The organism is Pseudobdellovibrionaceae bacterium (assembly GCA_023954155.1).
Classification (GTDB): domain Bacteria; phylum Bdellovibrionota; class Bdellovibrionia; order Bdellovibrionales; family UBA1609; genus JAMLIO01.
In genome coordinates, this window is sequence record JAMLIO010000006.1 from 33,197 (window position 1) to 59,740 (window position 26,544).

26 protein-coding genes are annotated in these 26,544 nt (G+C 39.9%); 8 read left to right on the forward strand and 18 right to left on the reverse strand.

Annotation, left to right across the window (positions count from 1 at the left end; genetic code table 11):
• Positions 1-107: 107 nt before the first annotated feature.
• From M9899_08085 to M9899_08095, 3 genes are all read left to right on the forward strand, one after another.
• A complete protein-coding gene (locus M9899_08085) occupies positions 108-1,046 on the forward strand; it encodes a DNA cytosine methyltransferase (GenBank protein MCO5114119.1) in 939 nt (312 codons plus the stop codon).
• Entirely contained in the window at positions 1,047-1,967 is a 921-nt protein-coding gene (locus tag M9899_08090; GenBank protein MCO5114120.1) for an HpaII family restriction endonuclease, read from the forward strand. It begins immediately after the preceding gene.
• Positions 1,968-2,173: 206 nt separating this feature from the next.
• Positions 2,174-2,779: a hypothetical protein gene (locus M9899_08095; protein ID MCO5114121.1), complete on the forward strand. Its 606-nt coding sequence runs from the start codon at positions 2,174-2,176 to the stop codon at positions 2,777-2,779.
• A 16-nt stretch (positions 2,780-2,795) separates the two neighbouring features.
• On the opposite strand, the gene M9899_08100 is transcribed toward M9899_08095, so the two are convergent.
• From M9899_08100 to M9899_08150, 11 genes are all read right to left on the reverse strand, one after another.
• Complete coding sequence (locus M9899_08100; GenBank protein MCO5114122.1) at positions 2,796-3,812, reverse strand: hypothetical protein; 1,017 nt, start codon at positions 3,810-3,812, stop codon at positions 2,796-2,798.
• Positions 3,813-3,817: 5 nt separating this feature from the next.
• Positions 3,818-4,846: a hypothetical protein gene (locus M9899_08105; GenBank protein ID MCO5114123.1), complete on the reverse strand. Its 1,029-nt coding sequence runs from the start codon at positions 4,844-4,846 to the stop codon at positions 3,818-3,820.
• 132 nt (positions 4,847-4,978) lie between these two features.
• Positions 4,979-5,989, reverse strand: coding sequence for a hypothetical protein (locus tag M9899_08110; protein ID MCO5114124.1), 1,011 nt, complete (start codon positions 5,987-5,989; stop codon positions 4,979-4,981).
• Between the two features lie 3 nt (positions 5,990-5,992).
• Entirely contained in the window at positions 5,993-9,433 is a 3,441-nt protein-coding gene (locus M9899_08115) for a hypothetical protein (GenBank protein ID MCO5114125.1), read from the reverse strand.
• Positions 9,411-9,590, reverse strand: a complete 180-nt coding sequence (locus M9899_08120) for a hypothetical protein (protein ID MCO5114126.1) — start codon at positions 9,588-9,590, stop codon at positions 9,411-9,413. Before M9899_08120 ends, M9899_08115 begins: the two co-directional genes overlap by 23 nt.
• A 286-nt stretch (positions 9,591-9,876) precedes the next feature.
• Positions 9,877-10,314 carry an SsrA-binding protein SmpB gene (smpB, locus tag M9899_08125; protein ID MCO5114127.1) on the reverse strand — a complete coding sequence of 146 codons (438 nt, stop codon included), beginning with the start codon at positions 10,312-10,314 and terminating at the stop codon, positions 9,877-9,879.
• Positions 10,315-10,328: 14 nt separating this feature from the next.
• Positions 10,329-11,132, reverse strand: a complete 804-nt coding sequence (gene rsmA, locus M9899_08130; protein MCO5114128.1) for a 16S rRNA (adenine(1518)-N(6)/adenine(1519)-N(6))-dimethyltransferase RsmA — start codon at positions 11,130-11,132, stop codon at positions 10,329-10,331.
• A complete protein-coding gene (gene tsaD / locus M9899_08135) occupies positions 11,126-12,181 on the reverse strand; it encodes a tRNA (adenosine(37)-N6)-threonylcarbamoyltransferase complex transferase subunit TsaD (GenBank protein ID MCO5114129.1) in 1,056 nt (351 codons plus the stop codon). Before tsaD ends, rsmA begins: the two co-directional genes overlap by 7 nt.
• 7 nt (positions 12,182-12,188) lie before the next feature.
• Positions 12,189-12,848, reverse strand: coding sequence for a tetratricopeptide repeat protein (locus M9899_08140; GenBank protein MCO5114130.1), 660 nt, complete (start codon positions 12,846-12,848; stop codon positions 12,189-12,191).
• Positions 12,845-13,159 (reverse strand): hypothetical protein, encoded by a 315-nt coding sequence (locus M9899_08145; protein ID MCO5114131.1) that lies wholly within the window; start codon positions 13,157-13,159, stop codon positions 12,845-12,847. The genes M9899_08140 and M9899_08145 overlap by 4 nt, the downstream gene beginning before the upstream one ends.
• Positions 13,160-13,180: 21 nt before the next feature.
• A complete protein-coding gene (locus tag M9899_08150) occupies positions 13,181-13,717 on the reverse strand; it encodes an OmpA family protein (GenBank protein ID MCO5114132.1) in 537 nt (178 codons plus the stop codon).
• A gap of 95 nt (positions 13,718-13,812) precedes the next feature.
• Here M9899_08150 and M9899_08155 point away from each other — a divergent pair, with 95 nt between their 5' ends.
• Both M9899_08155 and M9899_08160 read left to right on the forward strand, forming a co-directional pair.
• A complete protein-coding gene (locus tag M9899_08155) occupies positions 13,813-16,662 on the forward strand; it encodes a hypothetical protein (protein ID MCO5114133.1) in 2,850 nt (949 codons plus the stop codon).
• Between the two features lie 384 nt (positions 16,663-17,046).
• Positions 17,047-17,268, forward strand: coding sequence for a hypothetical protein (locus tag M9899_08160; protein ID MCO5114134.1), 222 nt, complete (start codon positions 17,047-17,049; stop codon positions 17,266-17,268).
• A 475-nt stretch (positions 17,269-17,743) separates the two neighbouring features.
• On the opposite strand, the gene M9899_08165 is transcribed toward M9899_08160, so the two are convergent.
• From M9899_08165 to M9899_08195, 7 genes are read right to left on the reverse strand one after another with little or no spacing between them, the layout of a single operon-like run.
• Entirely contained in the window at positions 17,744-18,535 is a 792-nt protein-coding gene (locus M9899_08165) for a hypothetical protein (GenBank protein ID MCO5114135.1), read from the reverse strand.
• Positions 18,536-18,544: 9 nt separating this feature from the next.
• On the reverse strand, positions 18,545-19,732 hold the full coding sequence (locus tag M9899_08170; GenBank protein ID MCO5114136.1) for a pyridoxal phosphate-dependent aminotransferase: 1,188 nt from the start codon (positions 19,730-19,732) through the stop codon (positions 18,545-18,547).
• A gap of 4 nt (positions 19,733-19,736) precedes the next feature.
• Entirely contained in the window at positions 19,737-20,222 is a 486-nt protein-coding gene (gene coaD, locus M9899_08175) for a pantetheine-phosphate adenylyltransferase (GenBank protein ID MCO5114137.1), read from the reverse strand.
• Positions 20,219-20,773, reverse strand: a complete 555-nt coding sequence (rsmD, locus tag M9899_08180; GenBank protein ID MCO5114138.1) for a 16S rRNA (guanine(966)-N(2))-methyltransferase RsmD — start codon at positions 20,771-20,773, stop codon at positions 20,219-20,221. Before rsmD ends, coaD begins: the two co-directional genes overlap by 4 nt.
• Positions 20,770-21,147 (reverse strand): response regulator, encoded by a 378-nt coding sequence (locus tag M9899_08185; GenBank protein ID MCO5114139.1) that lies wholly within the window; start codon positions 21,145-21,147, stop codon positions 20,770-20,772. The genes rsmD and M9899_08185 overlap by 4 nt, the downstream gene beginning before the upstream one ends.
• A 38-nt stretch (positions 21,148-21,185) precedes the next feature.
• The gene (locus tag M9899_08190; protein MCO5114140.1) at positions 21,186-23,051 is read right to left on the reverse strand and encodes a HAMP domain-containing histidine kinase; all 1,866 of its coding nucleotides are present in this window, start codon (positions 23,049-23,051) and stop codon (positions 21,186-21,188) included.
• A gap of 20 nt (positions 23,052-23,071) precedes the next feature.
• Positions 23,072-23,425: a hypothetical protein gene (locus tag M9899_08195; protein ID MCO5114141.1), complete on the reverse strand. Its 354-nt coding sequence runs from the start codon at positions 23,423-23,425 to the stop codon at positions 23,072-23,074.
• A 555-nt stretch (positions 23,426-23,980) separates the two neighbouring features.
• On the opposite strand from M9899_08195, the gene M9899_08200 reads away from it, so the two are divergent.
• From M9899_08200 to M9899_08210, 3 genes are all read left to right on the forward strand, one after another.
• Positions 23,981-25,114: a hypothetical protein gene (locus M9899_08200; protein MCO5114142.1), complete on the forward strand. Its 1,134-nt coding sequence runs from the start codon at positions 23,981-23,983 to the stop codon at positions 25,112-25,114.
• A 42-nt stretch (positions 25,115-25,156) separates the two neighbouring features.
• Positions 25,157-25,897, forward strand: a complete 741-nt coding sequence (locus M9899_08205; GenBank protein ID MCO5114143.1) for a hypothetical protein — start codon at positions 25,157-25,159, stop codon at positions 25,895-25,897.
• 86 nt (positions 25,898-25,983) lie between these two features.
• Positions 25,984-26,526 carry a hypothetical protein gene (locus M9899_08210; protein ID MCO5114144.1) on the forward strand — a complete coding sequence of 181 codons (543 nt, stop codon included), beginning with the start codon at positions 25,984-25,986 and terminating at the stop codon, positions 26,524-26,526.
• The last annotated feature ends 18 nt before the right edge of the window (positions 26,527-26,544 follow it).

Consider the following 26,544-nt stretch of genomic DNA (forward strand, 5'->3'; position numbering starts at 1 on the left):
GACCCAAAAAGGTGGGATTATCTATACCAATCCTAAACGTTGAGACGCGTCATATCTGTATATAAAGCCGAAGTTTCAGCATAAACTGTTACAGCATTAGGGGTGGCATGAAGAGTTCAAACTTTACTTTTATTGATTTGTTTGCAGGAATTGGCGGCTTCCATCTTGGGTTACACCAAGCGGGAGCCCAATGTGTTTTTGCCTGTGAAGTTGATAAATATGCACGCCTCACTTATGAACAAAATTATAAAACCATTTCCCCTAAGCTTTTTACCAAAAAAGCTTTTGCCGAAGACATCCAAGACGTAAACCCTTCTGACATTCCAGACTTTGATATTTTGTGCGCGGGTTTTCCATGTCAGCCTTTTTCTCAAGCGGGCCAAAAAAAAGGCTTTGAGGACATTGGCAGAGGCAACATGTTTTTTGAAATCATGAGAATCGTCAAAGAAAAAAAACCTAAAGTGCTCTTTCTGGAAAATGTAAGAAATCTTGTTAATCACGACAATGGAAAAACTTTTAAAGTCATTCAAGAGCAAATCCAAAAACATGGATACTCCTTCCATTGGAAATTGATCAAGGCCAGCGATCATGGTCTTCCTCAACATCGCCCACGTGTCTATATGGTTTGCTTTAGAAACGATTTAAATATTCAAAGCTTTGTATTTCCCAGCTCAAGACCTCTTGAGCTAACCATGAGCGATATATTTCAGGGCCAATGCAATAAGAAGATCGGATTTACACTGAGAGTGGGAGGAAAATCCTCTGGTCTACATGACAGACGAAACTGGGACACGTATTTGGTTGATGGCCAAATCGTAAAGCTTCAAACTCAACATGGTTTAAAGATGCTGGGGTTTCCTGAAGACTTTGATTTTCCTGTCAGCAACACACAGGCTATGAAACAACTGGGCAACAGCATTGCGGTCAACGTGGTCTATGATATTGGCAAAGAGATTTTAAAAGCTCTTCACATCTCACAACACTCCTTAAAACCTAAGGCCACAGCTAAAGCAACACGTACAACTCGGCCCGATCTGGAACTGTAAATGAAGCTTAATAAAGGGGAATGGAACGAACTTTTAGTAGGCCTGCTCTGCTTAAAAGAAAACGATGTTCCTCTTTATAATTCACAAAAAAAATTATCCATCACTGGGATTTCTTATGGAGAAGACGATTTTACTACTCAAGGTCCGCATCTTTTAACTGATGTTCAAAAATTATCCACACTGATTCACAGTCATAGAGCCACTTTTACAGTGCATCCCGAAATATTAGAACGGTATAAATTTAAAAAAGGATCCTCTAAACAGAAGCAAGATATCTGGCTCAAGTATATGTTTGAGTCCCAAGATCATATTGATGGTTTTGGAATCAAATCCTTAACTTTAAGACCGTCTTTGTTGAATGCTTCTAGAGCTACTAACTTTAAATTTAAAGTGCATAACCCTTTACCCGAGCTTTTTAGTTTTAAGGCTAAAAAGCTTTTACAAAAAATTGAAGACCAAAACTTACTTTTTGTAAATTGTGAGAGTCACACCTTTTCAAAAAACTTAAGCATGATTGATACCTGCTTAGAGACTTTTCTTGCAGAACTTCTGGTTTCATATTTTAAAGGAACCACAACACGAGTTTCTGATTTGGTTGATCTGACGTTTGCCAAAAAAGATAACTACAAAGCCGTACAAAAAAGAATCAAGGACTTTTTATATTACATGTGTGTAGGCATGTTCCCGTCTGTGGATTGGAATGGGGAAGAACAGATCATTGGCACTTTGATCTACAATCAAAACCAGGATCTCATCTGTCTGCACAGATTTGATATCAATAATTTTAAAAACTATCTTTACGAGCATAGCTTTTTAGATACAGCTTCTACCAGTCGACATAAGTTTGGGTCTCTCTATAAAGAGGGCGAAGACGTTTTTGTAAAACTAAATCTTCTGATCAGACTCAAAGACTACGCTTAAACATTCATGCCCTCTCGTAGCTTTTTGCATTTAACAAGACCATAAATACTCCTATTTTTGTAGCTTAAGGATTCTGCCTTTCCATTACCGATAGCCAATACGGACTCAGTTTAGTAAATTCAAGGATTCAAACCTTATCTATATAGGTGTCGTTTCTGGACTTTGATCTGTGTCTAAATCTTCCTATTTTTCCGATAACTTTATTGATGAAGCCATCAGATCGCCGAGATTTATTTTCGACTCCAGTGTCCTATAGACCTGCTCAAAGAGCTGCGCTCTTGGTCTTTACTGTATGCTATCTGGTCACCATTGCCCCCCCATTGTATTTCTTATTTAAAAACTACAAGATGCTTGATGACATTGGGTATAAGTTCTTCCCTTCGTTATTAGACATCAACAATCAAGATCGGCTGTTCATTCTGCTTTTTGCTTTAGGGTCTTATGCTATTGGTGCCTTTATCATTTTAGCTTGGCAAAAAGAATTTATTCGTAAATTCACAAAGCCCATCAACCATCTGCAAAGTCACATGTCTAAAACCATTCAAGGGCACTTTGGACAACCTAGCTTGGTGTCCACCCACGAAAACCACGCTGCTGAGTTGATCAAAACCTATAACTATCTTTATAGCTCCATTCAATCGAACCTGAAGCGCGACGTGATCTTTTTAGAAGAGCTAGAAAAAGTCCATGCCCCAGAACTGGCACGTGTTCTTATCAACGAAAAATTAGGACAGTTGACTGAACGTTCAGAGATCAAGCCTCTGACTCAGAAAAAGAAAGTCAGTAAACCTGAATATAAAGTAGCAAACTGAACTCAAGCTTCTGAAATTATTTAAATTTTTCTTTTTTAAGAAGCTCTTCAGGGTAATATGGTGAAATTTTGACCTTCTTGCCTGTTTTCTTTTCGTGTTGGGCAATCACATCATCGCACTTTTTTCCTAGCTCTTTGGCTCTTTCCATAAAGACCTTATAATTTTTCTTGGACAGCTCAGATTCCATATCATCAATCGTAGCTTTACCAAAAATTTGATCAAATTCAAATTCTTGAATCATTGACCCTACACAATCAATCACCGCATTAGGTTGATCTGAGCACAATCTATGGCCTATATACTTTGATTGTGCCCTCCAAAATCCAGGAGAAACAATATCTGGAGTTAAAACCTTATTCTTATATAAATATACGCTTTTTTCTAGATCCAAAGGATCTCTTATCTCTATACAAGTCTTCATGTGAGCTTCTTGACGTTTCTTTGCAACTTCAAAGTCTTCAAGCATTTTTTCTTTCTCTTCGTAAGACTCACCTTTCCATGGCCCGCCATAATCCCCTGCACCAAATTCACCCCATTCTATATTTTCATTTAAGAAGACAGGGTTCACAATACTCCCTTTCTTTAACTTCACTCCTAAAAAATCTTGCTCTATTGGTGAATAAAACCCGATGGGTCGTAACTTTGTGCAGTCATCTATCAATTCAAAATATATGGGAACTTTCGAGTTAGCCACAATATGGTAACCATTCACCTGCATCTCTATTTGTTGCCCTTCACCTCTAACGTATAAAGATTTTATATAATCAACGGCTTTATTAAGCTTTTGAGTAGGAGCATAGATTATTCTTTCTTTTTTACGGGGGCCAATATTTTTTGGTTCAAGGGGCAAACAGTATGTTTTTTGATATTGAACATCCTTCACTGTATCTGGATCAGTCAAAAATTTAACTTGATTAACTTTCTGAAGATTTGCAGGAAACAATTCTATATCTTTAAGGGAATTCGCCTTATACTGGGCATAAGAATAGAGTGGAGTTAATAAAACAAGCAGTACTATTGTTTTAAGTATCATATTAATTACTCTTTATTTATATTCTTCATATGTCTCTCAGGATAGTATGGAGAGATTTTGACTTTCTTTCCTGTTTCTTTTTCGTACTTTGCAATGGCTTCGTCGCACTTTTTTCCTATAATTTTGGCCTGTTTGACTTCCTCGGCCGCTTCTTGTCTCATACTCTCTTCTTCTTCTTTGCTAGTAGCATAATCAAGATAGTCATCAGTGATACCAAATATACTGTCATCAGCAAAACTGCTCCAACTCGGTGTTCCTTCGCAGTCAATTTTAGCTTGAGATTGATCCGAACAAATTTTGTGTCCTAAATACTTTGAGTGGGCTTTCCAAAAGTTAGGCCGTGATTCGCTAAAATCATACCGCTTACCATCTAACAAATAAAAACCCTTAATACTGTTCTTGGTCATTTTAATCTGTGCACATTGCAACAATTTTTTATAATAGCCATCCTCATATACAGCCTCTGAGTCTGTGCTTTCGGGATGAAGACCTACCGAGTTATTTGGCCGCAAATAACCGTCATTATCTATATTTCCCCACATTAAACGACCCATATTATTTTTAAATCGACTAAATTCATTTCCTTTTTTAAGATTTACGCCTAAATAATCCTGATCAGAACCTGAGATAAAGTGCACTGGAAATAACTTTGTACAGTTATCAGTTAATACAAACCGTGCCTTTGAGCCTGGTTCGATCACTATATGTATATCGTTAATTTTAAACTCGACTGGAATAGATGTTCCCTCACCCACCTCCATCTCGCTAATATACTTTAAGCTTTTATTAGAACCTACGATATCTCGGTAAACTTTTTTACCATTCTCTGTAACTAACTCGTTGGGTTCACAAGAGCCTTGAGTATAAACCACACGTTTATATTTTGACTCATCACTGAGATACTCAATTTTATTTAACTTCTTAATGCTTTCTGGAACTAAATCTTTAGATTCCTTTAGCTTTTCAGTCTGTGCGAATGAACAGACTGAATAAACTAGTAGTAATAAAATTATAGAATATCTTGAAATTATCATATCCGTTTAAAATTCCAAATTAGTGGAAAACAAAAAATCCATCTGTTCTCTTTATATCATTTTTGCAGATGAGATCTGATTTGTCCAAGATTCAATAGTTTTTTCTCTAATTAAGGCCGCTTTAATTAAAGCTTACTTTTTAAGAAGCTCTTCTGGATAATACGGTGAAATTTTGACTTTTTTGCCCGTTTTCTTTTCATATTTTGCGATAGCTTCGTCACATTTTTTTCCTAGAATTTTTGCTTTATTCCAATCTCGTTCATACTCTGCTTGAAGAGCAGCTTTTTCACCCAAAGAGACGCCATGAGTAAGGTCAGCACCACCTATGCCAAAAACTTCTCTTTCATAGTCATATCCACCTATAATTGTTCCTTCACAATCAAATATAGCGTTCGGCTGATCTGAGCACACCCTATGTCCAACATATTTAGAGTTGGCTAGCCAAAAATTTGGACGACCCATATTAAATTCTATTTTTTCTCCATTATAAATATAAAATCCATCTTTACTTTTTTGCGAATCTTTAACTTCAAGACAACCAATATTGTAATCGAAGACCTTTACTGCGTTCTGATAATCTTTAAATCTGTCGTGAAAGTCTTTATAGCCACTGAACTTAATAGGGTTAACATATCCATCTTCATTAATACGACCCCACAATACTCTTTCCGTATTATTTTGAGTTACATTGGACCTCACAACACTTCCTTGCTTTAACGGAAACCCCAAATAGTTTTGAGATTTCATAGAAGTAAAATGAGTTGGCACAAGTTCTTTACAGTCATTTCTCATTGTAAAGTGCAGTGATTGTCCACTTATGTGAAGACCATTAACATTTAAAGCTATGTTCATCTTTTTTCTATAAATTGGTGATATTGACGCAATATAGTTTACTCCACCGTTTGTATCTGGATAATAAAACTCATAACCCTCTTTCTCTGTCAGTTTTAGAGGAAAGCATTTTTTTATTTCATAAACGAAGATATAATCTTTTTGAAGTTGATCTGGATCAATAAGCTCAACCGTATTATTCTTCTTTAAAGTTTCTGGAACAAACTTCAATTCGTGAAATTGCCCTTTGCCTTGCTCCGCAAATGTTTGCAGAGGTATCATTAAAACTAGTAATAAAAATTTAAAACTCATACTTTACTCCACCCTAATATGTAAATGACTTAAGTGTTCAAAATCATTTTTTTGGAATATAACCGAGTCTGGCTTACTAATACCCCAAGCTCCAATCCCTGCACTAGCTCCATCAGGAAGCAACCCATCATTATAAATTTTTTTATGCCAATCGTTTGAATAAGAAAAACTATACAATGAGCTTTCCTTAGGAAAACAACTGCTAATTCCTGCACCATCTGATATTAGGATTTGACTTATATCACTCTTCTCCCCATCAGAAATACTCACAATCTCTTCAATGTTATCACGTGTTTCACTTACGTAAGATATAAAATCGTCGATTTCTTCTAAATTTGTACTGTTATACACTTGGCTCAAATCATTACACAAGCCAGTTAGTATAGGGTCACTCATAAATGATTCAGCATCACAAATTGTTAATGCAACATAGGCAATCAAATCACCATTATGTGTCTCATTTTGAGGAGTATGGCTTCGCATCTCAACGTCTGGGTAGGTGTCCTTATAGTCTTCATGTATCTGTGCCACCAACCTTTTGATCCATAAGTAATTCTTTATAGCTAAATATTTTTTATACCCATGATGAAGCCTTTTAGATTGCTCAGAGTAAACTCCATATCCTGAAGAGCAAAGTTTTCTGTCAAAACTCGAATTCGGAGCTGGTACAGGCTGCAATATCATAGGGTTAACAGCTTGATCCCACGTATTATTCAATGCGTGTGGATATCTAATATCAATATGTCTTCCGTCCATATGTGACTTGCTATGCGCGCTCATCCTTCCACCGTATGGCAGACTCCCATCATTATATTTAAACAATGAGCTAGAGGTTGTTGTATTAAAATCAGAATTAACTAAATAATTCACAAAGTTAGCCATCTCTTTTCTACCAAAAGTAGCATTGGGCTGGCTATAAAATGGAACTGGTATTTTATGTATTGGATAGTTCATAGTTAGAGAATCCGCAAAGCTATATGATGGAGCAGAAAAAATAACTCTATTAACTGGGCCTTTCAAATTTTCAGTTTCTGGGGTAGGCAAGTAATCTACAATAAACTTAAACTGTAAAGCAATAAGCTCATCCTTATTTACGTCAAAAAGTAAATTATCACTAAATATATCCAGAGGATTAAATTTTAACTTTAACTTCCGACTATCTCCATTATATGGCCAAACAATATTACTACCAGTATACTGGATATCTGCAATTGGATTACCCAAACCGTCGTTAGGGAAATGAACGTCCCCATGCATTGCATTCACAGCTACCCCAACAATTGAAAAGTTAGTGAATTTAGTTGCATGAAGAATCAATTCCATTTCATAGTCACCATGTAGTTTATAAAAAACGGGACTGCCACCCGAACCATCTAATGATATTGGCAACAATGAGTTTTGTAAAAATAACTTTCCATTTGCGTTTGAAGAATACTTTATTTTATTTTGAGTAAATGGAATAATTATTGGAGGTTCATTTGGAAATACATCAATGGCAGAAGCATCAGCCGTTATGTTTGTTACCGACGGCAACTCCCTCTCATCTTCAACCAAACCGCCTGCAATATAAGCTTTTAGATTGAAAATATCTAAATCATCAAAAATGTCGTCTGGGATTGTGGTGAACATTTCTAATCGGACTTTAGGGCTTGTTAAGTAGTCTGGGACATAAATGTAAGATTGCTTACCCAATAACCATCCATCGTTAATGTCTGTCCCCTCTGGAGAATAAATGTACTTGGAAGCGGCCATATAAAGATCGCCGTTTTCTTTAACAAAAGTCCCATAATCATAAGTGTGATCGTGAACAATTTTATGCTCTTGGGAGGCATACATACCAGTGATGGTGTATCTGACTCTTACTGTAGCTTCTAATGAAAGATAATCCAGCAAAACTTTCCAAGCTTCTTCGGCCATGTTTTTTTCAAATTTACATAAACTTATTCCGACTGGGTCTGATGCGGCATCAATGATACATCTTTCATACATGATCGCTAGAACTTCTTTACTCTTAGAGATATGTAAAATAGGCAAATCCCCAAACATAAACGGAGCATAGTTTTTTCCCGCTTGTACCGCTACCCCACCTGATGAAGTTCCAAAGTCCTCATTTTTATTTGTGAGTGTCACATAGCCATTAGGCACAGTGCCTTGAACTTTCATGTTGTAAACTGAAACCAAGGGATCAGGAAAGGCTGGGTACTCAGAGACAAAAGTTTTACTTTGACCACCCTTTGTCGCCACTTTTATAGGCTTTGACATCAAAGGCGATGGAGGTAGAGGGTCTAAGAACTGGCTTTTAAGCATTTCATAGTTATTGATAAACATGCTTTCAGTGTACTGAGTAAAATAATCAACACTGCTATGGGTATAGCTATTCCAGTACACCATATCTGCCAGAGGTGAAATAGGGTCGTCCTTTTGATTCTTATTTAGTTTTTTATATTCGTCTGTGTATTTTTGCTTCAAGTCGGCTAAACGTTTTTTTAATCTTTCTTTTTTAGTCAGTGAGTTCATTTTAATTTTAGATTTTAAAAATGAACCACGAGTCACTGCATAACTGTCTGAAAGAGGCTGCCTGCCTGTGGCTGATAAATCTTTAGGCTGCATACTAAAAGACACTGTGACTAACTCTTCGGGGTTCACATACACTTGAGCATAACCTTCCTTAGTGGCGTTTTCGACATGGATGATATACTCGCCCGCAGGTAAGTAAGATAAATTCACAGTGCTTGTGCCCACTCCACTTGTTAAGACTTGTCCATAGGGGGTGCTTGTGCTGTACACACTTAACTGATTTGCTGCTTCGCCAAAAGCTAAATTTAAACCTGACATTCCTAACTTAAAGCTTTTTGATCTGGCATTAGTGTTTTCATAATCAAAGGTAGCCGACACAGTTCCGTAGTCGCCATAAAGCGCAATATAGAATTTGTCCGCAGGATCATCCAAACTGAGTGTGGAACCCAGAGTGATCATATTGATCACCAGATTTGCACCAGACAAACTTGTAGCGGAAGTGATATCAATGGCTTCCCCTGTGCTTTCAGCCACCAGATATACTTTACGGTTAGATAAATTGCCATTTAGTGTTTCAGTGTGGGAAAGGTAAAAATTTAAAAATGGGAGATTGAGTGGAATATAATCCCCATTACTAGAGAAATTATTGCTCTTTAAGCAAAAACCAAATTCATTATCACGGGTTTGAGTTTCACAAAAATCACTGTACACAATTTCTAAATCTTGGGTCACAAACTCATCATCATCGTTAGTGACTTTTACAGTAATGGTATCGCCTTTGCTTTCAGACAAATAAGGAAAGAAGGTCCACCCTTCCCATGTCACTCCATCATAAGTCCATTCTACTTTTTTAATAGGTAGATCCGAAGTGGTTTGTGCCGCTGAATACATCATAATTGTATTGTCACGTCCCAAAAAAATATTCATCACCCTTCACATCACTTCTTTGCACAAGATCATGGCCCATAATATCAATGTTGATATCTGGTGTGGTCTTGGGCTTTGACGTCTTTTCATTTGCCGATGCCAAAACTGGAATCGTTAATGAAACCCATAAGAGTAGTCTAAATAATTTTTGATGCACGCTGGCCCCCTCTTCAATCTTTATCACCTTTACGTAACAAAATTTTTTTATGTTTACGAAGAGGCTAAAGCAATTTTCTGGACGCCTAAAGTTTAGACCCTATGCTTCAGGCAAATTCTAGACCATCAGACAGTGTCTTTATCAAAATGTGTTCAATACTTAACAAAAATCGCACGTAAATATAACAGTGTGATGTTAAAAAAACAGGCAATATACTTGTGTCCCTTTGGAAAATTCAAATTACCAAGAATTATTTTAACAACCATGGGTTGTGAGTTTTTTACGGTTAATATTTCCGTAGTTGTTTTTTAATGTCGCGCTCTTTAATGCTTTGGCGTTTATCATGTGTCTTTTTACCACGGCCTAATCCAATTTCTAATTTGATGCGACCATTTTTAAAATACATTTTTGTAGGGACTGCCGTTAAACCTTTTTCTACAACTCGTCCTCTGATCTTATCTAGCTCTTCTCGATGTAAAAGTAGTTTTCTAAGTCTTTCAGGCTCATGGTTATTATAACTGCTGGCTTGATACACCTGAATATGGGCCTTTTGCAAAAAGGCCTCATGACCCTTAAAGGAGATAAAAGATTCTTTTAAAGACACCTGTCCCGCTCTGATCGATTTGACTTCACTCCCCGTGAGCACCAAACCCGCCTCATAGGTCTCAATGATTTGATAATCAAATCTGGCTTTTTTATTATCAGAAATAATCTTTATACTCATCCTGCTACCTTAAGCTATTTCAGAGAACTTTCAAATAAACTTTGAAAGTCCTGCACGGAAAGTTCTTCTGCCCGCACATTTTCATTATGCCCTAGTGCCTCTAAAAGCTGTGACCAATTCACTGCGTGCTTATATCTTTTTAATTTATTGATGAGCTTTTTTCGTCGTTCCATAAAAGCAAGTTTTACAAATTCAGAAAATAAAGCCGCATGCGTGCGATCCTTCGCCTTATCCACAAAGGTCAGCACCGCACTTTCCACGTTAGGCCGTGGATGAAAGCAAGACGCCGAAACTAGGCACAGTCTTTTGATCTCCCAAAAACTTTGAGCCATCACAGTCAGATACCCGTAGTCCTTACTACTCGGCGCACTGAGAATGCGGTCTGTGACTTCTTTTTGAAACATCAAAACCATGGCACTGGGACCACCTGAGACTGACATTTCAACCACAAGTCGAGCAGAAATTTGATAAGGAAGATTAGAAACCAAGACATAGTCCTTAAGCCCTAACTGCTTCCAATCCAATTTTAAAGCATCGGCTTCGATCACTTTATAACCCTGTGCGCTCCAGTACTGTGCAAACTTGGTGTCTAATTCGATGAGCAAAAGTTGGTCTTTGTTTAAATACTCTGTCAAAGATCCCAAGCCAGGTCCAATCTCCACTAAAGATGAAGCATTAAAACTATGGGCCTTTTCTACAATCTTCTCGATGATCTGGGATTCAATCAAAAAATTTTGTCCCAAAGACCGTTTCGCTGTAGCTCCTAGTTCTTCTAAGCGAGCCCATATTTTTTCTTTTTGTGTGGGCCCCTTTACCATATAAAGTCCTCAGGCATAGATTGAGCCATAGGGGCTAAGTCTTGGGTGTCTGATTTTTGATCTGCAAGTTTTTTTGCCCCTGTGTATCCAATCATAGCCGCATTGTCAGTGCAGTATCTTAATGGCGGAATCAAAATCTTTTTTCCTAAACTCAAACCTAATTCTGTGGCTCTTTGACGTAAATAGGTGTTCGCACTCACTCCACCCGTGATCGCGATGGTTTTTACTTGTGGATAAGACTCTAAAGCTCTTTTTAATTTAGTGATCAAAACATCAACGACTGATTTTTCATAACTAGCACAAAGATCTTTGATCGAAGCTTCGACCTGCTCGGGGCCTAAACTGTGCAACAGTCGCATAGCTGAAGCCTTGGTTCCTGAAAAACTAAAATCCAATCCTTTATGCAAAAGCCCCTGTGAAAATTGATACTTTAGGGGATCTCCTTGTCTGGCCCATTTGTCTAACTGAGCTCCACCTGGAAACCCTAAACCTAACTCTTTGGCGAATTTATCTAGAGCCTCTCCTGCAGCATCATCAATACTATGACCTAACACTTTGTACTTTCCGTATTCTTCAAAATAGTACAGTTGAGTGTGACCACCGCTCACTGCTAAAACCAAGGCGGGCACACTGTCCTGCAAACTAGGCGCGGAGTGTTTTTCATCCCTGAGCCAAGGGGCTAAGATGTGTCCTTCTAAATGGTTCACCCCGACAAAGGGAAGTTTCCAAGATAAAGACAAAGTCTTTATAGTCACAAGTCCCACCAAAAGCGACCCCACTAAACCTGGGCGATTTGTCACGGCTAGGCCCGCAAGGTCCTGAGGTTTTAAGTTCAGGTCTCCCAACACTTGGTCAATCAGGGGTAAAACATTTTTGGTATGATTTCTAGAGGCCACTTCAGGAACCACACCACCAAAGGGCTCATGAACGGCATTTTGATCTGCACCGAGCTGCCGATACACAAAGCCTGTCGAGTCCACAACAGCCACAGAGCTGTCATCACAACTCGTTTCGACTGCTAAACATAGTATGGGGGATGGTAATGCCATCCCTATCCTATAAACTATCTAGGCGGAATTTGGCAAACTTAGCGGCGCGATCGTTAGGAAATCTTTTGATGACCGAGTTATAAAAGGTCTTCGCCTCGCTCTTCATCCCTAATTCTTGAAAACACACGCCAATTTTATAAGTGACCAGCGGAATTTCCGTAGATTTAGGGTTTAATTCTCTGTATTTCTGGAACTCTTCAATGGCCGCAGACCAATTCCCTGTAGAAAAGTGCTTATCTGCCACCGCAAGATCCCCTGTTGCTGCAGCCTTCTTGGACTCTGCTGTAGAAGCTTTAGCCCCAGAAGCTCTCAATTCTGCAATCTCTTTTTTCAACGCCTCTTGCTGCCCCACCATTTCACTTAAGGCGGCTTCGAGGTCTTTCACTTTATCTTGAGAGGCTGCGTCCCCTTGGGTGCTTGCTTTGGCTTCCATCTCTTCGATACGTCCCAAGAGTTCACGAAACTGTTCATCATAATTTTTAAGTTTCAGTTCCAGTTCTGCCTTTTCTTTTTGCAACTTGGACTCTTGAGGAGATTGTCGATGCTTTTGTGGATTCACAGGAGCATTGGGAGACATTTCTGAACGTAAAACCAAACATCCTGACATAAAAAATAAACTTCCCAAAAGAAGTGCGTATAAAGATGCAGTTTGAGTTAAGTGTTTCATAATAAGGCCTCTCCTTTTCGACGTTGAATCACACGCGCTCTGAGTTCTGCTTGTTCAGCATAACGGCGACTTTGATTGAAAAATTCTTTGGCTTTTTTATAATCTCGTTCATTGTAATGACGAAGTGCCTGCTCATATAAAGTTTGTGAAATATGAAGCTGCTTCTTGGCGTACTCTTTGGCTCGCGCTTCTTGCGCAGATTCAATGGCCACATAGGAAAGCATGTACTCTTGGAGAGGGGGTTTACCCACACAGGCTGAAAGTCCTAGTCCAAGAAAAAGATAAAAAAATAGGGCCAATGTTAATCGCATTGACCCAATTCTCAACAATTTTTACTGAAGTGGCAAGAAGTTCGCACGTCTATTTTTAGAGTGATCACCTTCTGTGTCGCCATAAGACAATAGACGCTCTTCACCATAGCTGATTGTGACAAGCTGTTTTGAGCTTACACCTAAGCTGACAAGGTAATTCTTAACGGCCTTTGCACGTCTTTCACCTAAAGCCAAGTTGTACTCAATAGAACCTCTTTCGTCACAGTGACCTTCTACTTGCACTTTAACGTTAGGGTTCGCGTTCATCCACTCTGCATTAGAAGCTAATTTTTGCTTAGCATCGTCAGTCAGGTTGGAACCGTCATAAGGAAAGTTCACAGTATAGAGACCAGGAATCGCACCCGCATCACTACCTGCTGCACTTGGGTTAAGAGCTTGATCGTTCATTCCTGACGCATCAAGAACTCCACCTTGAGATAGTGGATCACCACCATCTGGCTCAAGAACAGAAGTGTCGCCTGATTTCTTCTTACTTGCACAATTTGTTACGGAAAAGGCTAGAGTCAATACTGCAAAAGCCATGATGATAGTTTTCATTGAAATACCCCCATTAAGTATAATGATTCAATATCATTTTAAGGTGGCTTTCAGAGATGTCAATGCCCATAATAAATAGTGGACCAAGGTGGAACATGTTTTTTTCTACAAAATTTTTATTTTTTTTATTTTGCATAAATATAAGTCAGATTGCATTTGCATCGTGGAACCGACTTGAAACAGAACACTTCCGTTTATTAGTGCATGCGGAACACATTGAAACGGGTAAATATATTGCTGAAGAGTCTGAACGTGCCTACCATCAGCTTAAAAAAATCTATTCCGAGTTCCCAACGTCCAAAATACTTATTGTTGTTGAGCACCGTACTGATCTAGCCAATGGTTCTGCCTCTAATTTCCCTTATCCACATATTGTGCTCTATCCCACGCTCCCCAACACCTATTCCTCTATTGGGGAGTACAAAGAATGGGTTTACGAGTTGGTCCTCCACGAGCTTGTGCATTTTTTAAGTTTTTTTCCTGTGCACGGCGTCTATAAACCCCTAAATTGGCTTTTTGGGAACTATATCTCCCCTAACTTTATTATGTTACCCGCCTGGTGGCATGAAGGGCTTGCTGTTCACCTTGAGACCCACCTCACCCATGGTGGGCGTATGCGCTCCGCCCATTATAGTGAAATGGCCAAGGCCCTTTCAAGTTCATTAGCTTCAGGAGATGAGGACCTCAACCGTATCAATGAAAGATACATTCCGTCCTTTCCTTACGGTCAAAGACCTTACTTCTATGGTAGCCTTGTTTTTAATCAGGCCTTAAAAGAGGCCGAGCCTCAAGATATAGATCGACTCGTACAGTCCTATTCACGTATGCTTCCCCCTTACAACCTTTACTCTTCTACAAAAAAACACCTTAAGACCCACTTTCGAGCCGCACGCAAAAGTGTAGAAAGATACACATACCCCACAGACGAAGGGTTTACATTTTTAGGAGAACAACCCCGCCTACTAGACCCTCAAACTCTGATCACCAACTATTTGGATAAAAACCTTTTTAATAATTTGATCAAATACGACTTGTCCCAAAAAAAGCCGACTCCTGAAGTTTGGGTTCAGCATCAGAGCCTCGGGCGGTTTGAAATTTCCCAAGACAAGAGTCTCATTCTTTTTGATGCCATCGCCCCTTACCAACGACGATATCAAACCAGTGATCTTTTTTTATATGACATCAAAAATAAAACTAAAAAACGCCTCACCACGGGGCTTAGAGTGCGTGAGGCCACTCTTGCTGCCGATAACTCTACTGCGATAGCTATCAAGTTAAACCTTGCGCAAAGTGAGTTGTGTCGCATCCTTCTAAAGGCGGAAAAACCCACCTGTGAAGTTCTGTATACTCCTCCCCTAGGTACTCGACTGAGTTTTCCCGAATACCTGAGTGCGGACGAAGTGGTTTTTATTGAAAAGCCGAATAATGAAAAGAGTCTTTTAAAGATTTTAAATTTAAACACACGCCACATGTCCACCATAAACACTCAAGAGTTTCAAGATATCTACTGGGCTAAGCCTCGTGGAAAACAACTTACACTTCAGGCTTTGGCACAAGATTCAGACACTCGACAAGTGTACATTCAAAATGGAGCGCGTTGGACTCCACTCAGTCATGACCCTGTGGGAATTGCGGGTTTTGACTTTGACCATGGTCACTTAAGTCTTTCGCGCGTGACTCCCACTGGATACAAAGTCAAAGTTCTACAAAATATCGAAACCACAGGCACTGCACCCAGCACTCCTTCCCCAAGTGTTCAAGAAGAAAGCCCCTCACCGCCTTACACCTTAAACTCGAACTTTTTAGCTTCAAGTGAGAGTATCACTAAACCTGAAGTCCAAGTGAAAGACGACTCTCTGTGGCCTTATATGCTACCACACTATTGGATCCCTTTTATTTATCCTAACTATGGCGGATTTTCTGATCACTTTATTATGACCTTTTCAACAGGGTCTACTGATCCTCTACGAAGACATTCTTATAATATCACTCTGGCCCATGATACGATCTCAAAGCGACTAGGCGGGAGTATGGTTTACACCAACTACTCCTACCAACACCCTTGGGGTCTTTATGTCAGTCAGATGGAATCCCCCTTAACCGACACACTTTCTAGAACCTATCAAAGAGCGGGAGTGTTCACAGATTTAGAACTTGTGGAACTGGATTCTAATCTGGGGGGGCTGTCTTTACGCCTGAGTGCCGACTACAACAATGCCCAACTGCGAGGAGTAGTGGATGACCTTAAAACTTTTGGCGTCACCGCACGTTTAAGTTATGACGACATTGCAGGTTTTCCCGCAGATGTAGCTCCGATCTCTGGGCAATTTGTCTCTTTAGCTCACTCTTATTTTTTTGAAAGCTCAGATATGTTTGGCTACAACTATAGTGAACTGTATTTTGAAAAGTTCTTCTCAAAATATGTGGCTCCTCCCAAAACATCTTGGAAGTTATTTGGAAAAGGCATCATGTCTGATCAGTTCCTGCCCCCACTCTTAGCTCCGATCAACTACAGTGGTTATTTTGCGTCGTCACGTTATCAGCGTGATTTTGTCATTCGTGGTTATCCTTCAGGGGTATTCCGAGCGTATGAGGGGGCCTTCAACTTAGGTTTAGAATTTAATTTCCCCATTCTCAATTCTTTCCGATCGTTTCCTTTTGAAGCTTTGCCTTTACTTTTTAAACGCATCTATGGAACGGCGTTTGTGGACTATGGCCAAGTCAAAGGGGACTACTATGATGGTGCAAGTAGTGCTTGGATCGGCACTGACTTTGACAAAGCCTTTGCGGGTTATGGAATTGAGATTCACACAGAGTGGACTCTTCTTCACCATGTGCCACTGAAACTCAGCTTGGGGATCTTTAACCCCATCCATAAAATTCCTGGGGTGGCCACTGGGAGCCAAATCTTTTTGAACTTTGCTACACCCAGCATCCCGAACTGAGCCCTACCACCACCCTTGGGGCTGACTCCTCTTTGACTTGAGGTTAGATTTTAGATTTTTGAATAGATCTAGTTTTTTAATATATATACTCAAAATGCTCAGACAGTGACGTTTGGCATGATTTTGCCCGACAAAATCATGCCAAGCCGAACTCGCATTTCGACCATATATATTAAAAAAAAAACTAGGATCTATTCAAAAATTCAAATCTAACCTCAAGCCAAAGAGAGTTGCGCCAGAGGCGCTGTATTGCGTTATTTGTTTGGTCATGGATAGATGGAGACTCACAAATCAGCTAATTTACGCTCTCTTCTTGACTTAGTGTAACAGACCAAAAATTAAGGAGAGTGTGCAGGAGGGAGCCTTGGATCAAAGCAATATTGATTGATCAAAGATCTAGTTCGTGGCGAACAGCAAATGGAAGAAGCGGGTGTGATTGATTTTTCACCTGCATTTGACCCTGCAAACATTCTGCTTAAAGGAACGGTTGAGTTCTTACAAAGCCTAAAGGCCCAATTCATTCGCAATGCCACGATTTTTAATCAACTTAAGAACACCAATCTTGGACAAATCAAGATTTATGGAATTTCAAAAACTCACTCTTGATTTCATGCTCTTTAGAAATGGATATAAACTTATTTTTCTATGAGCAGGCAGGTAAAATCGTCATTCAATTCCATCACCTTGCTACCCACTTTTATGGCGAACAGTCAAAGAGGGCGGACCAATGACACACAGCGTGATCGAAGCCCAATGGGGAGCCTTCGGCGGTAATTGATCTGGACCAACAAATCCAAACCCATAAATTCTCCAATACCTAGTGCGCTACTACCTAAAACACTTCGTCCACAACAGCACAAAGTAAAGAATAACAGTCTCAAACAAGATTGGCACTTCGCTCTAGCGCAATTCAATTGGTGGGATTGGTTTTATTTTAGGTTTTTTGGATATGTATGGTCGAAATGCGAGTTCGACGGCATTATTTGCGAACGCAAAATCATGCCAAACTCACTGTCTGAGCATTTTGAGTATACATATCCAAAAACTTAAATATAAAACCCAATCCCACCCCAATGAGGAATTAGCCGCGGTTTTTGGTTTGTTCTTGTTCTAGAGCTTTGGAGAGGTTGATGACGTCTTGGAAGGACTCGATGGGTTTTGTTCTTGGGACTATGACTTGGGTTTGTTTTTGGAAGATTTTGTCTTCTTTTAAAGCTTGTTCAAGTTGTTCGTCGCCTTCGTACAGACTTTCTTGAGCTTGCTGATGTTCGGCGCGCAAAGGTTCAACATGAAGAGGTGGTGTTGCCACCGCAGGTTTTGGTGACAGCGATGGGGATGGAGAGGCTTGCTTCTGAGGTTGTGGCTCGGGCCTAGATTCCGCTTCAGATTCGGAAATGTCTTCGGTTTTAAGGGCACCGTAGTGTCTGAGCATATTTTCGATTTTTTGTTCAAATATATTTGCCGAGTCCTTCACTTTGGACAAAACTTTTTCTTTGGTCAAAAAAGGTTTGGTAGGCTCTTCGTCTTTTTTTTCTATTTTTGATGGTTTTGGAATTTGAAACCCTTGGGTCCAACGAGATGGCAACTCACCAGCTTGTGGAAGGGGCGGTTGCGATACCGAAGCGGAACCAGCATCTGTCTCTATGAGAGGAGAAACTGTGGGTTGAACTTGTGACTCTGTCAGTGGAGTAGAAAATTGAGGTGGTTGTACCGTTTGTGGGTACTTACTTGCTAAATCTTCTAAGATCGAAATTTTAGATTGGATGGAGGCTTCAATTTTTTTAAGTTTTGCTAGAGTTCCTTTTTTATGAAAGAACACCACCCAAAACATTAAACACGAAAATAAAACGAATGCTTCTAATAATAGTTCCACACCCTAATTTTATAACGATTGCAGAAACTTATGTAACCTCTCTACAGACCTAAGGATGGTTTTTTCATCCACAGCGAAGCTCAATCGCACATAATCGTCCTGCCCAAAGGACCCACCTGGCACAATGACCAGTTGCTGGTCCTCTAATAAAGCCTTGCAAAACTGATCGCTGTTCCAAGATTTCTTTTGTAAATAATAAGACACGTCTAACCAAAGATAAAAAGCTCCTTGGGGCTTCACAAAAGAGATATGTGGGACCTTTTCAAGTTCGCGGATGAACAGTTCACTTCTTGCTTTTAATAAAGATTTGGCCGTCTCTACATCGGGAGCAGATTTTTTAAGGGCCGCCTCGACTGCGGATTGGGCAATAGAGTTGGGACAACCTGTGGACTGGCTTTGAAAGCTCGACATAGCTTTAATGATAAATAAAGGGCCCACTCCCCATCCCATTCTCCATCCTGTCATCGCATAAGATTTAGAAGCCCCGTTGATACTTAAAATACGATCCTTAAGCTCAGGAGCTATATCTAGCAAATGTGGTGCGCGCTCAGAGCCATCCAACATAAGCAAGTTATAAATATCATCGCAAATAATAAATACAGACGGATGCTCTTGCACCACTGACGCCATAAACTTTAAATCTTCAACACTTAAAACCAAGCCTGAAGGATTATTGGGACTGTTAAGTAATAAAATTTTTGTCTTTTTGCTAAAGCTCTTCTTAAAAGCCTCTTGCTTTTCTGGGCTCATAGAAATGTCTTGCACATCTGCGGTCACGGCCTTTCCACCACACAGCTCGATCATATCTGGATAACTCACCCAAAAAGGATTCGGGAGAATCACTTCATCACCCTCATCCAATAAAGATTGGAAGGCAGAAAATAGACTATATTTAGCTCCTGTAGCGACACTCACGTTGTTTGCATTATAATCTGTTTTAAACTGTTGATTGAACTGTTCGGCAATGACTGTTCTTAAACTCACATTTCCTGCTGCGGGTGTATAACGTGTCTTCCCTTCCTCAATGGCAAGTACGGCCTCCTGTGCGGCTGCACTAACTGTGGGCCAATCAGGCTCCCCCACAGTTAAAGATAAGATGTCTATCCCCTGAGATTGAAGCTCTTTGGCTTTGGCCGCTAGGGCTAATGTTGCAGACTCTTTTAATTGTTGGGCTCTTTTAGAAAGCTGAATAGACATTTGCTTATTCCTTTACACTGTTAAGTTTTTTATCAAAGAACGCACTCACAACAGGTGTTACAAATTTTTGATATGGACCTTTAAAATGCGCAAGCTCTTTGATGGATCGCGAAGAGACATCTCGATATTCAGGTCGACAGCAAAAAAGCACAGTATCTATATTATCATTAACTTGGCGATTTATATTAGACAAAGTCTGTTCTTGAATGAAATCTGAAGAAGACCTGACTCCACGAACCATAAGTTTCAAATCCTTCTGTTCCAGATAATGAATAGTTAAGCCCGTCCAAATGTCCACATCCACATTGTCCAGATGTTGAATCGAAGCACGGATCATCTCCACCCGCTCTTTGGGAGTAAAAAAAGCCTCTTTTTCATAAGAGGTAGACACCAACACTGTCAGACGCGAAAAGGTGCGCGCAGCTCTTTCGATGATGTCCAAATGCCCTAAAGTCATGGGATCAAAACTTCCTGGATATACGGCCTTCATAAGTCCTCTTTATGTTTGTATACAGAGAGATGTTTGTCTCCGTATGACTTTCTTTTATAGAGCCTTATAACATCACCATATTGATCTTCAATCTTTTCATGCTTAGTAGACTCGATACATATAAACTTAAACGGGCCAAGGTCCGCTTGCCCTAACGCCGTCATCACCTCATCTGCCATGGTTTTAGTAAAAGGAGGATCTATCAAAATAAGATCGTAATCTATAGGATTTTTTTGAATAAATTTTAAAGCATCAGACTTTATAATTTTATAGCTCTCAGCAGGCACTTTAAGCTTATGGATATTTTCCTTAAGAATCTGGATGGACTTGATATGTGAATCTACAAAGTCCACATGCTCACAGCCCCTTGAGAGAGCCTCCAGCCCCAAAGAACCTGTCCCCGAAAAAAGATCCAACACCTTAGCGCCATCCACATACATCGCCATAAGGTTAAAAATGTCCTCTTTCACCCTATCTGTTGTGGGACGAATATTTGCAGCATCAAAAGCAACTAGCTTGTGCCCTCTATATTTTCCAGAAATGATCCTCACGATGGCTCCTTCACCAAGTCTAGGCAATGCTTAGCAAAATCATACACATCGTCAAAGGGTTTGCGCACAAAGTCTGTGGCCCCCTTAAGGATAAAGTCTTCTTTAGTGCCCCCAGCAGAATACGCTGAAATCATAACTACAGCCAAATTTTTAGAATCTAAAAAGCCCAACTCCTTGATCTTTTCCAAAACCTCAACGCCTCCGACATTAGGCATAAGTACGTCTAATATCACGAGTTGTGGTTGGAAATCTGGCCACAGTTGCAAAGCCTCATCTCCATCGGCCACCGACTGCACTTCATGTCCTTGGCGTTCAAAAACTTTATGCAAAGTTTTACGGATCAAAAGTTCATCGTCAGCAATTAAAATCTTCAAAACTTGGTCTTCCTTTGAAATTTATAACTCTTTTTACTTTAAAACTTTTTTCTAGAAAAAGACATTCTAAATCTGGCCCCAGTGAACTTCTGCCCTTCAACCTCTACATCTACAGAAGGCAAAAGTTGTAAATCTCCACCAGACTGTTCCATGATCAATTTAGAAAGGAACAAACCAATTCCTGTTCCCATATTTGTGGTTTTTGTAGAGAAAAAAGGGCTAAAGATTTGAGCTTCTAAACCCACAGCAATCCCATGGCCTGTGTCGATCACCTCAAGATAGGTGACCCCCTCTTCTTCTCCTGAACGAAGAAGAATCCCCCCCTTATAATCCATCGCCTGACACGAATTATGAATCAGATTAAAGAGCACCTGTTGCGTTAAGCCCTTAGAGCAGAACACCATGCGTTCCATGCCCTCATCTAAAACAAATCGAATATTACGGGTGACTGACTTCATCAAAATCAAAGTGCTTTCTACAAGAGACGTTACAGAGACTTCGTTCACCTCAATCTTAGATTCCGAGAACTCTTTAAGATTTCTGATGATGGAAAAGCAGCGATTTAGACCAGAATAGATCTCCTCAAGGTCGTCTCTAAAGTCATCCGCCTTGGGATCATTTAATAAAGTCTGCGTGCTCATTTTCATTCCCGTTAAGGGATTAGAAATACGATGAATGACAATGTCCACAAGATTCCCCAAATACGCAAATTTTTCTGACTTAATGAATTGACCCTTTAAGAGATTGATAGATTCTTTGTCTTCGTAATGGTGCACCCATAAACGCTGCTTGATTTCTGTCATCAGTTCAAAAGAAAACGAGTTCAAATCATATTTGGAATTAAGATTTATAGCACCTTCGGCAAAGGCTTTTTTGCCTTTATGAAAGTCTGTAATAGGACACTTCTCACATGGACTATCCCGATCAAACAACACTTTATAGCAGTGTTTTTGATCATTCACGCTTCCGAAATTGGAGCGCATAATTTTATAGAATTCATCAATAATAAAGATGGGTTCTTTGAAACTTTTAAATGAATCCGACCATAATAAAGAATCTCGTTTGATCTCCTCTTCATCAATCAAAGCTTCTGCAATCATCACAAAGATGTTTTTTAAAAAGTTAAGTTTGTCCAAAAAAACTGGGGACTGATCTGCTGTTGAATTTTTAAATTCAAACCCCAAATAAAACCTGTGATCCGCATTAAGTTCAAAATTTTTAAAATGGATCACGGGATGGCTTACAATGTCTGCCCATCTTTTTTTATCAAGGCGTTTTATTTCATCTTCATTGATCTGATACTTTAATTTTACGTCGGAAGAATAGATTTGATAATATCCCGCACGCTTTACAAAGAGAAAGACCTCATGCACACCTTCATCTTCAAATTTCTTTTTAAAGTTCTCAATAAAATCAATTAAAGTGGATGCTTCAACAAAAGACTTCACCACTTGCAAGGCTGACTTTAAAAAATGCACCTTGTCTTCGAGTTCGTCTTGAGATTCTTTGAGTTTTTTTGTCTGCTCTTCGATCTGCTCGGTTAAGCGCAAAGCCAGTGTCTCGTATTTTAAATTTTGTGACTTTGCCTTCTGAATCACTTCCGTCTGTTTGAGGTTACGGATGAATCGTGTCTGTGTGCTTTTTAAGATGTCTTCAAGTTCTTTTTCGCTGAGGTCTGGTCCTAGCACTCCTAAAAAGTTAGTTTTTTTTCTAAGGTCATTGTACTGCTGAGCATTTAAGTCTTTGCTCCATACAAAAAAAGAATCTTTGTCTTCAAAACTTAAATCATCGGAATCAATAATGAAAATCTCGGCATCAAAACTGAATTTAACCAGTGCACCCGCAATGGCATCATGCAGACGCTCGGGGCACGGTTTAGTTTTAGATTTCCATATTATGTTCATGAATCAAATTATATATGATCTTACTTCGCTACACGAGTCTTTCTTTCTGCATACATGCTCATAATCACTAGGTCCTGATCAATGATCCTAGTGACCAGTTGCCTCTTTTTCTTTTGGCGGTGAATGACGTGCTCTCTTGTTTCTTCGATGTCCACAAATTCATAGCCATGGATACCGCATATTTTTTCTATCATAGCATCAATCTTGTTGATCTTTGCTAGGATGTGTTCACGTGCTGTGTAAAAGTTTTGAAAATCGAAAAGCGAAGTGGTGTTGTCTTGTGCTCTTTGCATGAAGCGTTCATTTTCTAAAATAAACTCTTCTAGCGCACTGTTCTTCATGTCCAATAAGTCCAACACCTCTCTCAAGACCATAGATTCGCTTCTCCTTTACGATCATTATGCCACCATATTGGAAATTTCATGCTGTCAATAATCTGGCTTGGACCATTTTTGGACTCTTTATCAGCGACCTTGGGCCAAAATGAACTGATTTATTCTTGGTGGTGTTTCATATCAAGACGCCTCTGCCAAGCCCATCTGGACTTATGGGCCACCCACAAGAGTTAGGTTAGGTTGGAATATTTTTGAATATGCGTACTCAAAATGCTCAGACAGTGACGTTTGGCATAGCTTTGCATGCGCAAAGCTATGCCAAGCCGAACTCGCATTTCGACCACGCATATTCAAAAATATTCCAACCTAACCTAACTCTTGTGGGTGGGTTCTTACTCAATAAATTTGAACTGAACTTTTTTTTGAGTAAGGCCCTTGTGGGTGTCTAAGTTTAGGACACTTGTTGTGAAAACATCGTAAACCCTTGTCTCTATAGGGGTTTTAGAGGATTTAGACCTCTTTTTTTTGGCATGACCTCTGCAATAAATATAAAGACAAGCTGAATGGCTGGAACATAAAAGCTAGGGGGATTCAGTGAGCTTTGTTAAGGGGTTTTTTATTTTTTGTATGGGCCTTGCTCTTGGCCTTGCTGTCTTTTCTGGGAAAAGCAAAACTTCAAATCAACACATGACTAGCAAACTAGAAAATCATCTTGATAAAGAACTTTCTAAAAGTGCCAGACTGACTCATCACGCTCAAAAGTCAGAAAATCAAAAAGCCTTTGCACCTGCTTTGCATGAAGCCAAAAACAAACCGCACACGCAGTCTAAACCTCAGTACTATAATCCTAATGGCATTTATGCTGATGCGGACACACTCAGGGACCAAACTCCTACTGCGCCACCCACTTCATATAAAACAGCCACAAATGTTCCTACCATCTCTGAAAACGAAGAAAACCCAGAGGAAGAAGAAGCCAAACTTGTTCCTACTGAACGCTTATCTGACGATCGAGCTCAAAAGTTAGAAGAAGAACTGCAAGCGAAGATGGATGAACTTAAAGAATTAAAAAATAGTGGATCGACAAAACCTGACACCGCTTCCTTCTCTTCATTTGGTCTTTATCAACCCTTTCCACCAGAAGAGAAAGATGAAACCTCTGGGAACACTGTTACCTATGGCGGAAGTTTTAACAACGGGGGGAACGATGGTGATGTGAATGGCTCTGATGTACTTCCTAAAATTTTTACGGTCGCAGGAGTCAATACAGCTAACTCTTTATTTTCTAAAAACTCCATCAGCATTCAAGAGTACGTGGACTATATGTCTATGGGGTTTGCCTCTCAGAGCGAAAGCATGCAACGTCTTGCCATTACCAATCTGAGCAACAAACTTCACACCGACGCCTTTGCCACTTTAGCGCAATACTCGTCTTCGGCCTCAGATGGGATGAACCAATTTCTGGATTCTGAACTGACTAAGCGCCTTAAAAACGCTGGTGGTCTTAAGTTTTTAAGCCAACAGATTGTAAATACTGAGTCTATCATCTCTTCACAGCTTGCCGTACACACTGTGGGTCTCATCCTTGAATCAGATGTTCCGTCTAACCTGTTTGACGTGCTCGTCAATGATGTCCTTCACAGCCTCAATCAGCTGTCACCAGGCCATCCCAGCTATAGCCGCAGTCGTCAACTCACTGCTCTAATTCCTGAGATTGTAAATTCTTAGATGCTAAGGCTGCCGTCATAGTGTAGGATCAAACTTCACACTATGACAAAGGCACTTAGTTTTTTTTGCATTTTATTGCTTCCTGTGATGAGTTGGGCTTACTTTATCCCCTCAAATCTCACTTCGTCTGAGCAAAAGTTTGTAGCTGGCTTTTTAAGCCAAACCTATTCTGCACAGTATATGTCCCGCCCCTTTTACACTGGAAACGACCTAGGAATAGAATTTGGCACAAGCTTTCAGTATCGCCCTTTGGATCAAGTGAAAGAACGCTTTACCGCTGACGATATTAACTCCTCTCTTTTTCTTTCCAGCCTGTATATCAATAAGAGTCTGATCTATGGCTTAGAGTTAGGGCTTTCTATGCTCTTAAGCTCTTTCACCTCAGACACGGTGTCTGGATTTGGGGGGCATTTAAGATGGTATCCTGATATTTTTGCCAACAGAAAATTCCAAGCCGTTTTGCAACTTTACACTCAGTATACCAATTTTCGTGATGCCTTTTATAATCAAGATCTCGGATTTCACATGGGGCTTGGCTATAACCGCAGGGACTTTTCCGTGTATTTAGGGGGTGACTTTGCCTTTGCCTTTTCAAGCTTTAGTGCCATATCTGATGCCCGTCCTATTACCAGCAGTGGTCGACGCGAAGAAGTAGACCACGCAAATTTTAGTCCCTTCTTAAGCCTTCAGTACCACTTTGACTCCTTCCACATTAACGTCATTCAAAGCTACAATTTCAATGCCAGCTGGTCGAGCCGTCTCAATTTGAGCTATTCTCTCTAACACCACTAAATATTTTTATTTCTCCCTCTAAACTTCTCTTAGAACTAGCCGAAGACTTTATTAGACCTTAGTTCAGGGGAAATCACTTGAAAAAAAACACGCGTTTGGGATTTATCACTTTCTTTATCCCTTTCGTTTTTTTATTCCAAAACTGTGACCATCACGAAGAGACTCCTCTTCAAGCCTCAGAGACCACTCTTGAAAGCCTTGGGGTGCACACTCTGCATATCCCCGCAAAGGTTTTAAACGCACCACGAACACCGACAAGTACCCGAAAACAGGCGGCCCCACAAGAAGAGTTGATGGTGATCGACCTTTACAATAGTGTTATCAAAAACTCTCAGGGCGTGCATTATTGCCCTGGTTACGATTTCTTTTACTCCTTAAGACACATTTTAGATCAGGCACGTCTATGCATAACCGCTGCCAGCGAAGACGTGGTGTGCAGTACAGAATACACACCTCCCAAAGCAGTTTTGATCACTCAGGGCGGAGAACAGATTGCGCTGGGACGTCGAGACGACCAGTGCAAACAGATGGACCTGTGTGCCCCAAGCCAAGATGACTTTAATGTCTTGATTGAAATGTTCCTAGAAATTAAAGATTCATTTAAATGCACTTCGATCTGATCCATGCTTTTACGCTTT

Coding starts and splice junctions, on each gene's coding strand:
- M9899_08085 (MCO5114119.1), top strand. CDS start 108: ATGAAGAGTTCAAACTTTACTTTTATTGATTTGTTTGCAGGAATTGGC.
- M9899_08205 (MCO5114143.1), top strand. CDS start 25,157: ATGACAAAGGCACTTAGTTTTTTTTGCATTTTATTGCTTCCTGTGATG.
- M9899_08095 (MCO5114121.1), top strand. CDS start 2,174: ATGAAGCCATCAGATCGCCGAGATTTATTTTCGACTCCAGTGTCCTAT.
- tsaD (MCO5114129.1), bottom strand. CDS start 12,181: ATGGCATTACCATCCCCCATACTATGTTTAGCAGTCGAAACGAGTTGT.
- coaD (MCO5114137.1), bottom strand. CDS start 20,222: ATGAAGGCCGTATATCCAGGAAGTTTTGATCCCATGACTTTAGGGCAT.
- M9899_08105 (MCO5114123.1), bottom strand. CDS start 4,846: ATGATAATTTCAAGATATTCTATAATTTTATTACTACTAGTTTATTCA.
- M9899_08190 (MCO5114140.1), bottom strand. CDS start 23,051: ATGAACATAATATGGAAATCTAAAACTAAACCGTGCCCCGAGCGTCTG.
- M9899_08100 (MCO5114122.1), bottom strand. CDS start 3,812: ATGATACTTAAAACAATAGTACTGCTTGTTTTATTAACTCCACTCTAT.
- M9899_08195 (MCO5114141.1), bottom strand. CDS start 23,425: ATGGTCTTGAGAGAGGTGTTGGACTTATTGGACATGAAGAACAGTGCG.
- M9899_08090 (MCO5114120.1), top strand. CDS start 1,047: ATGAAGCTTAATAAAGGGGAATGGAACGAACTTTTAGTAGGCCTGCTC.
- M9899_08115 (MCO5114125.1), bottom strand. CDS start 9,433: ATGAATATTTTTTTGGGACGTGACAATACAATTATGATGTATTCAGCG.
- M9899_08110 (MCO5114124.1), bottom strand. CDS start 5,989: ATGAGTTTTAAATTTTTATTACTAGTTTTAATGATACCTCTGCAAACA.
- M9899_08140 (MCO5114130.1), bottom strand. CDS start 12,848: ATGAAACACTTAACTCAAACTGCATCTTTATACGCACTTCTTTTGGGA.
- M9899_08170 (MCO5114136.1), bottom strand. CDS start 19,732: ATGTCTATTCAGCTTTCTAAAAGAGCCCAACAATTAAAAGAGTCTGCA.
- rsmA (MCO5114128.1), bottom strand. CDS start 11,132: ATGGTAAAGGGGCCCACACAAAAAGAAAAAATATGGGCTCGCTTAGAA.
- smpB (MCO5114127.1), bottom strand. CDS start 10,314: ATGAGTATAAAGATTATTTCTGATAATAAAAAAGCCAGATTTGATTAT.
- M9899_08150 (MCO5114132.1), bottom strand. CDS start 13,717: ATGAAAACTATCATCATGGCTTTTGCAGTATTGACTCTAGCCTTTTCC.
- M9899_08155 (MCO5114133.1), top strand. CDS start 13,813: ATGTTTTTTTCTACAAAATTTTTATTTTTTTTATTTTGCATAAATATA.
- M9899_08145 (MCO5114131.1), bottom strand. CDS start 13,159: ATGCGATTAACATTGGCCCTATTTTTTTATCTTTTTCTTGGACTAGGA.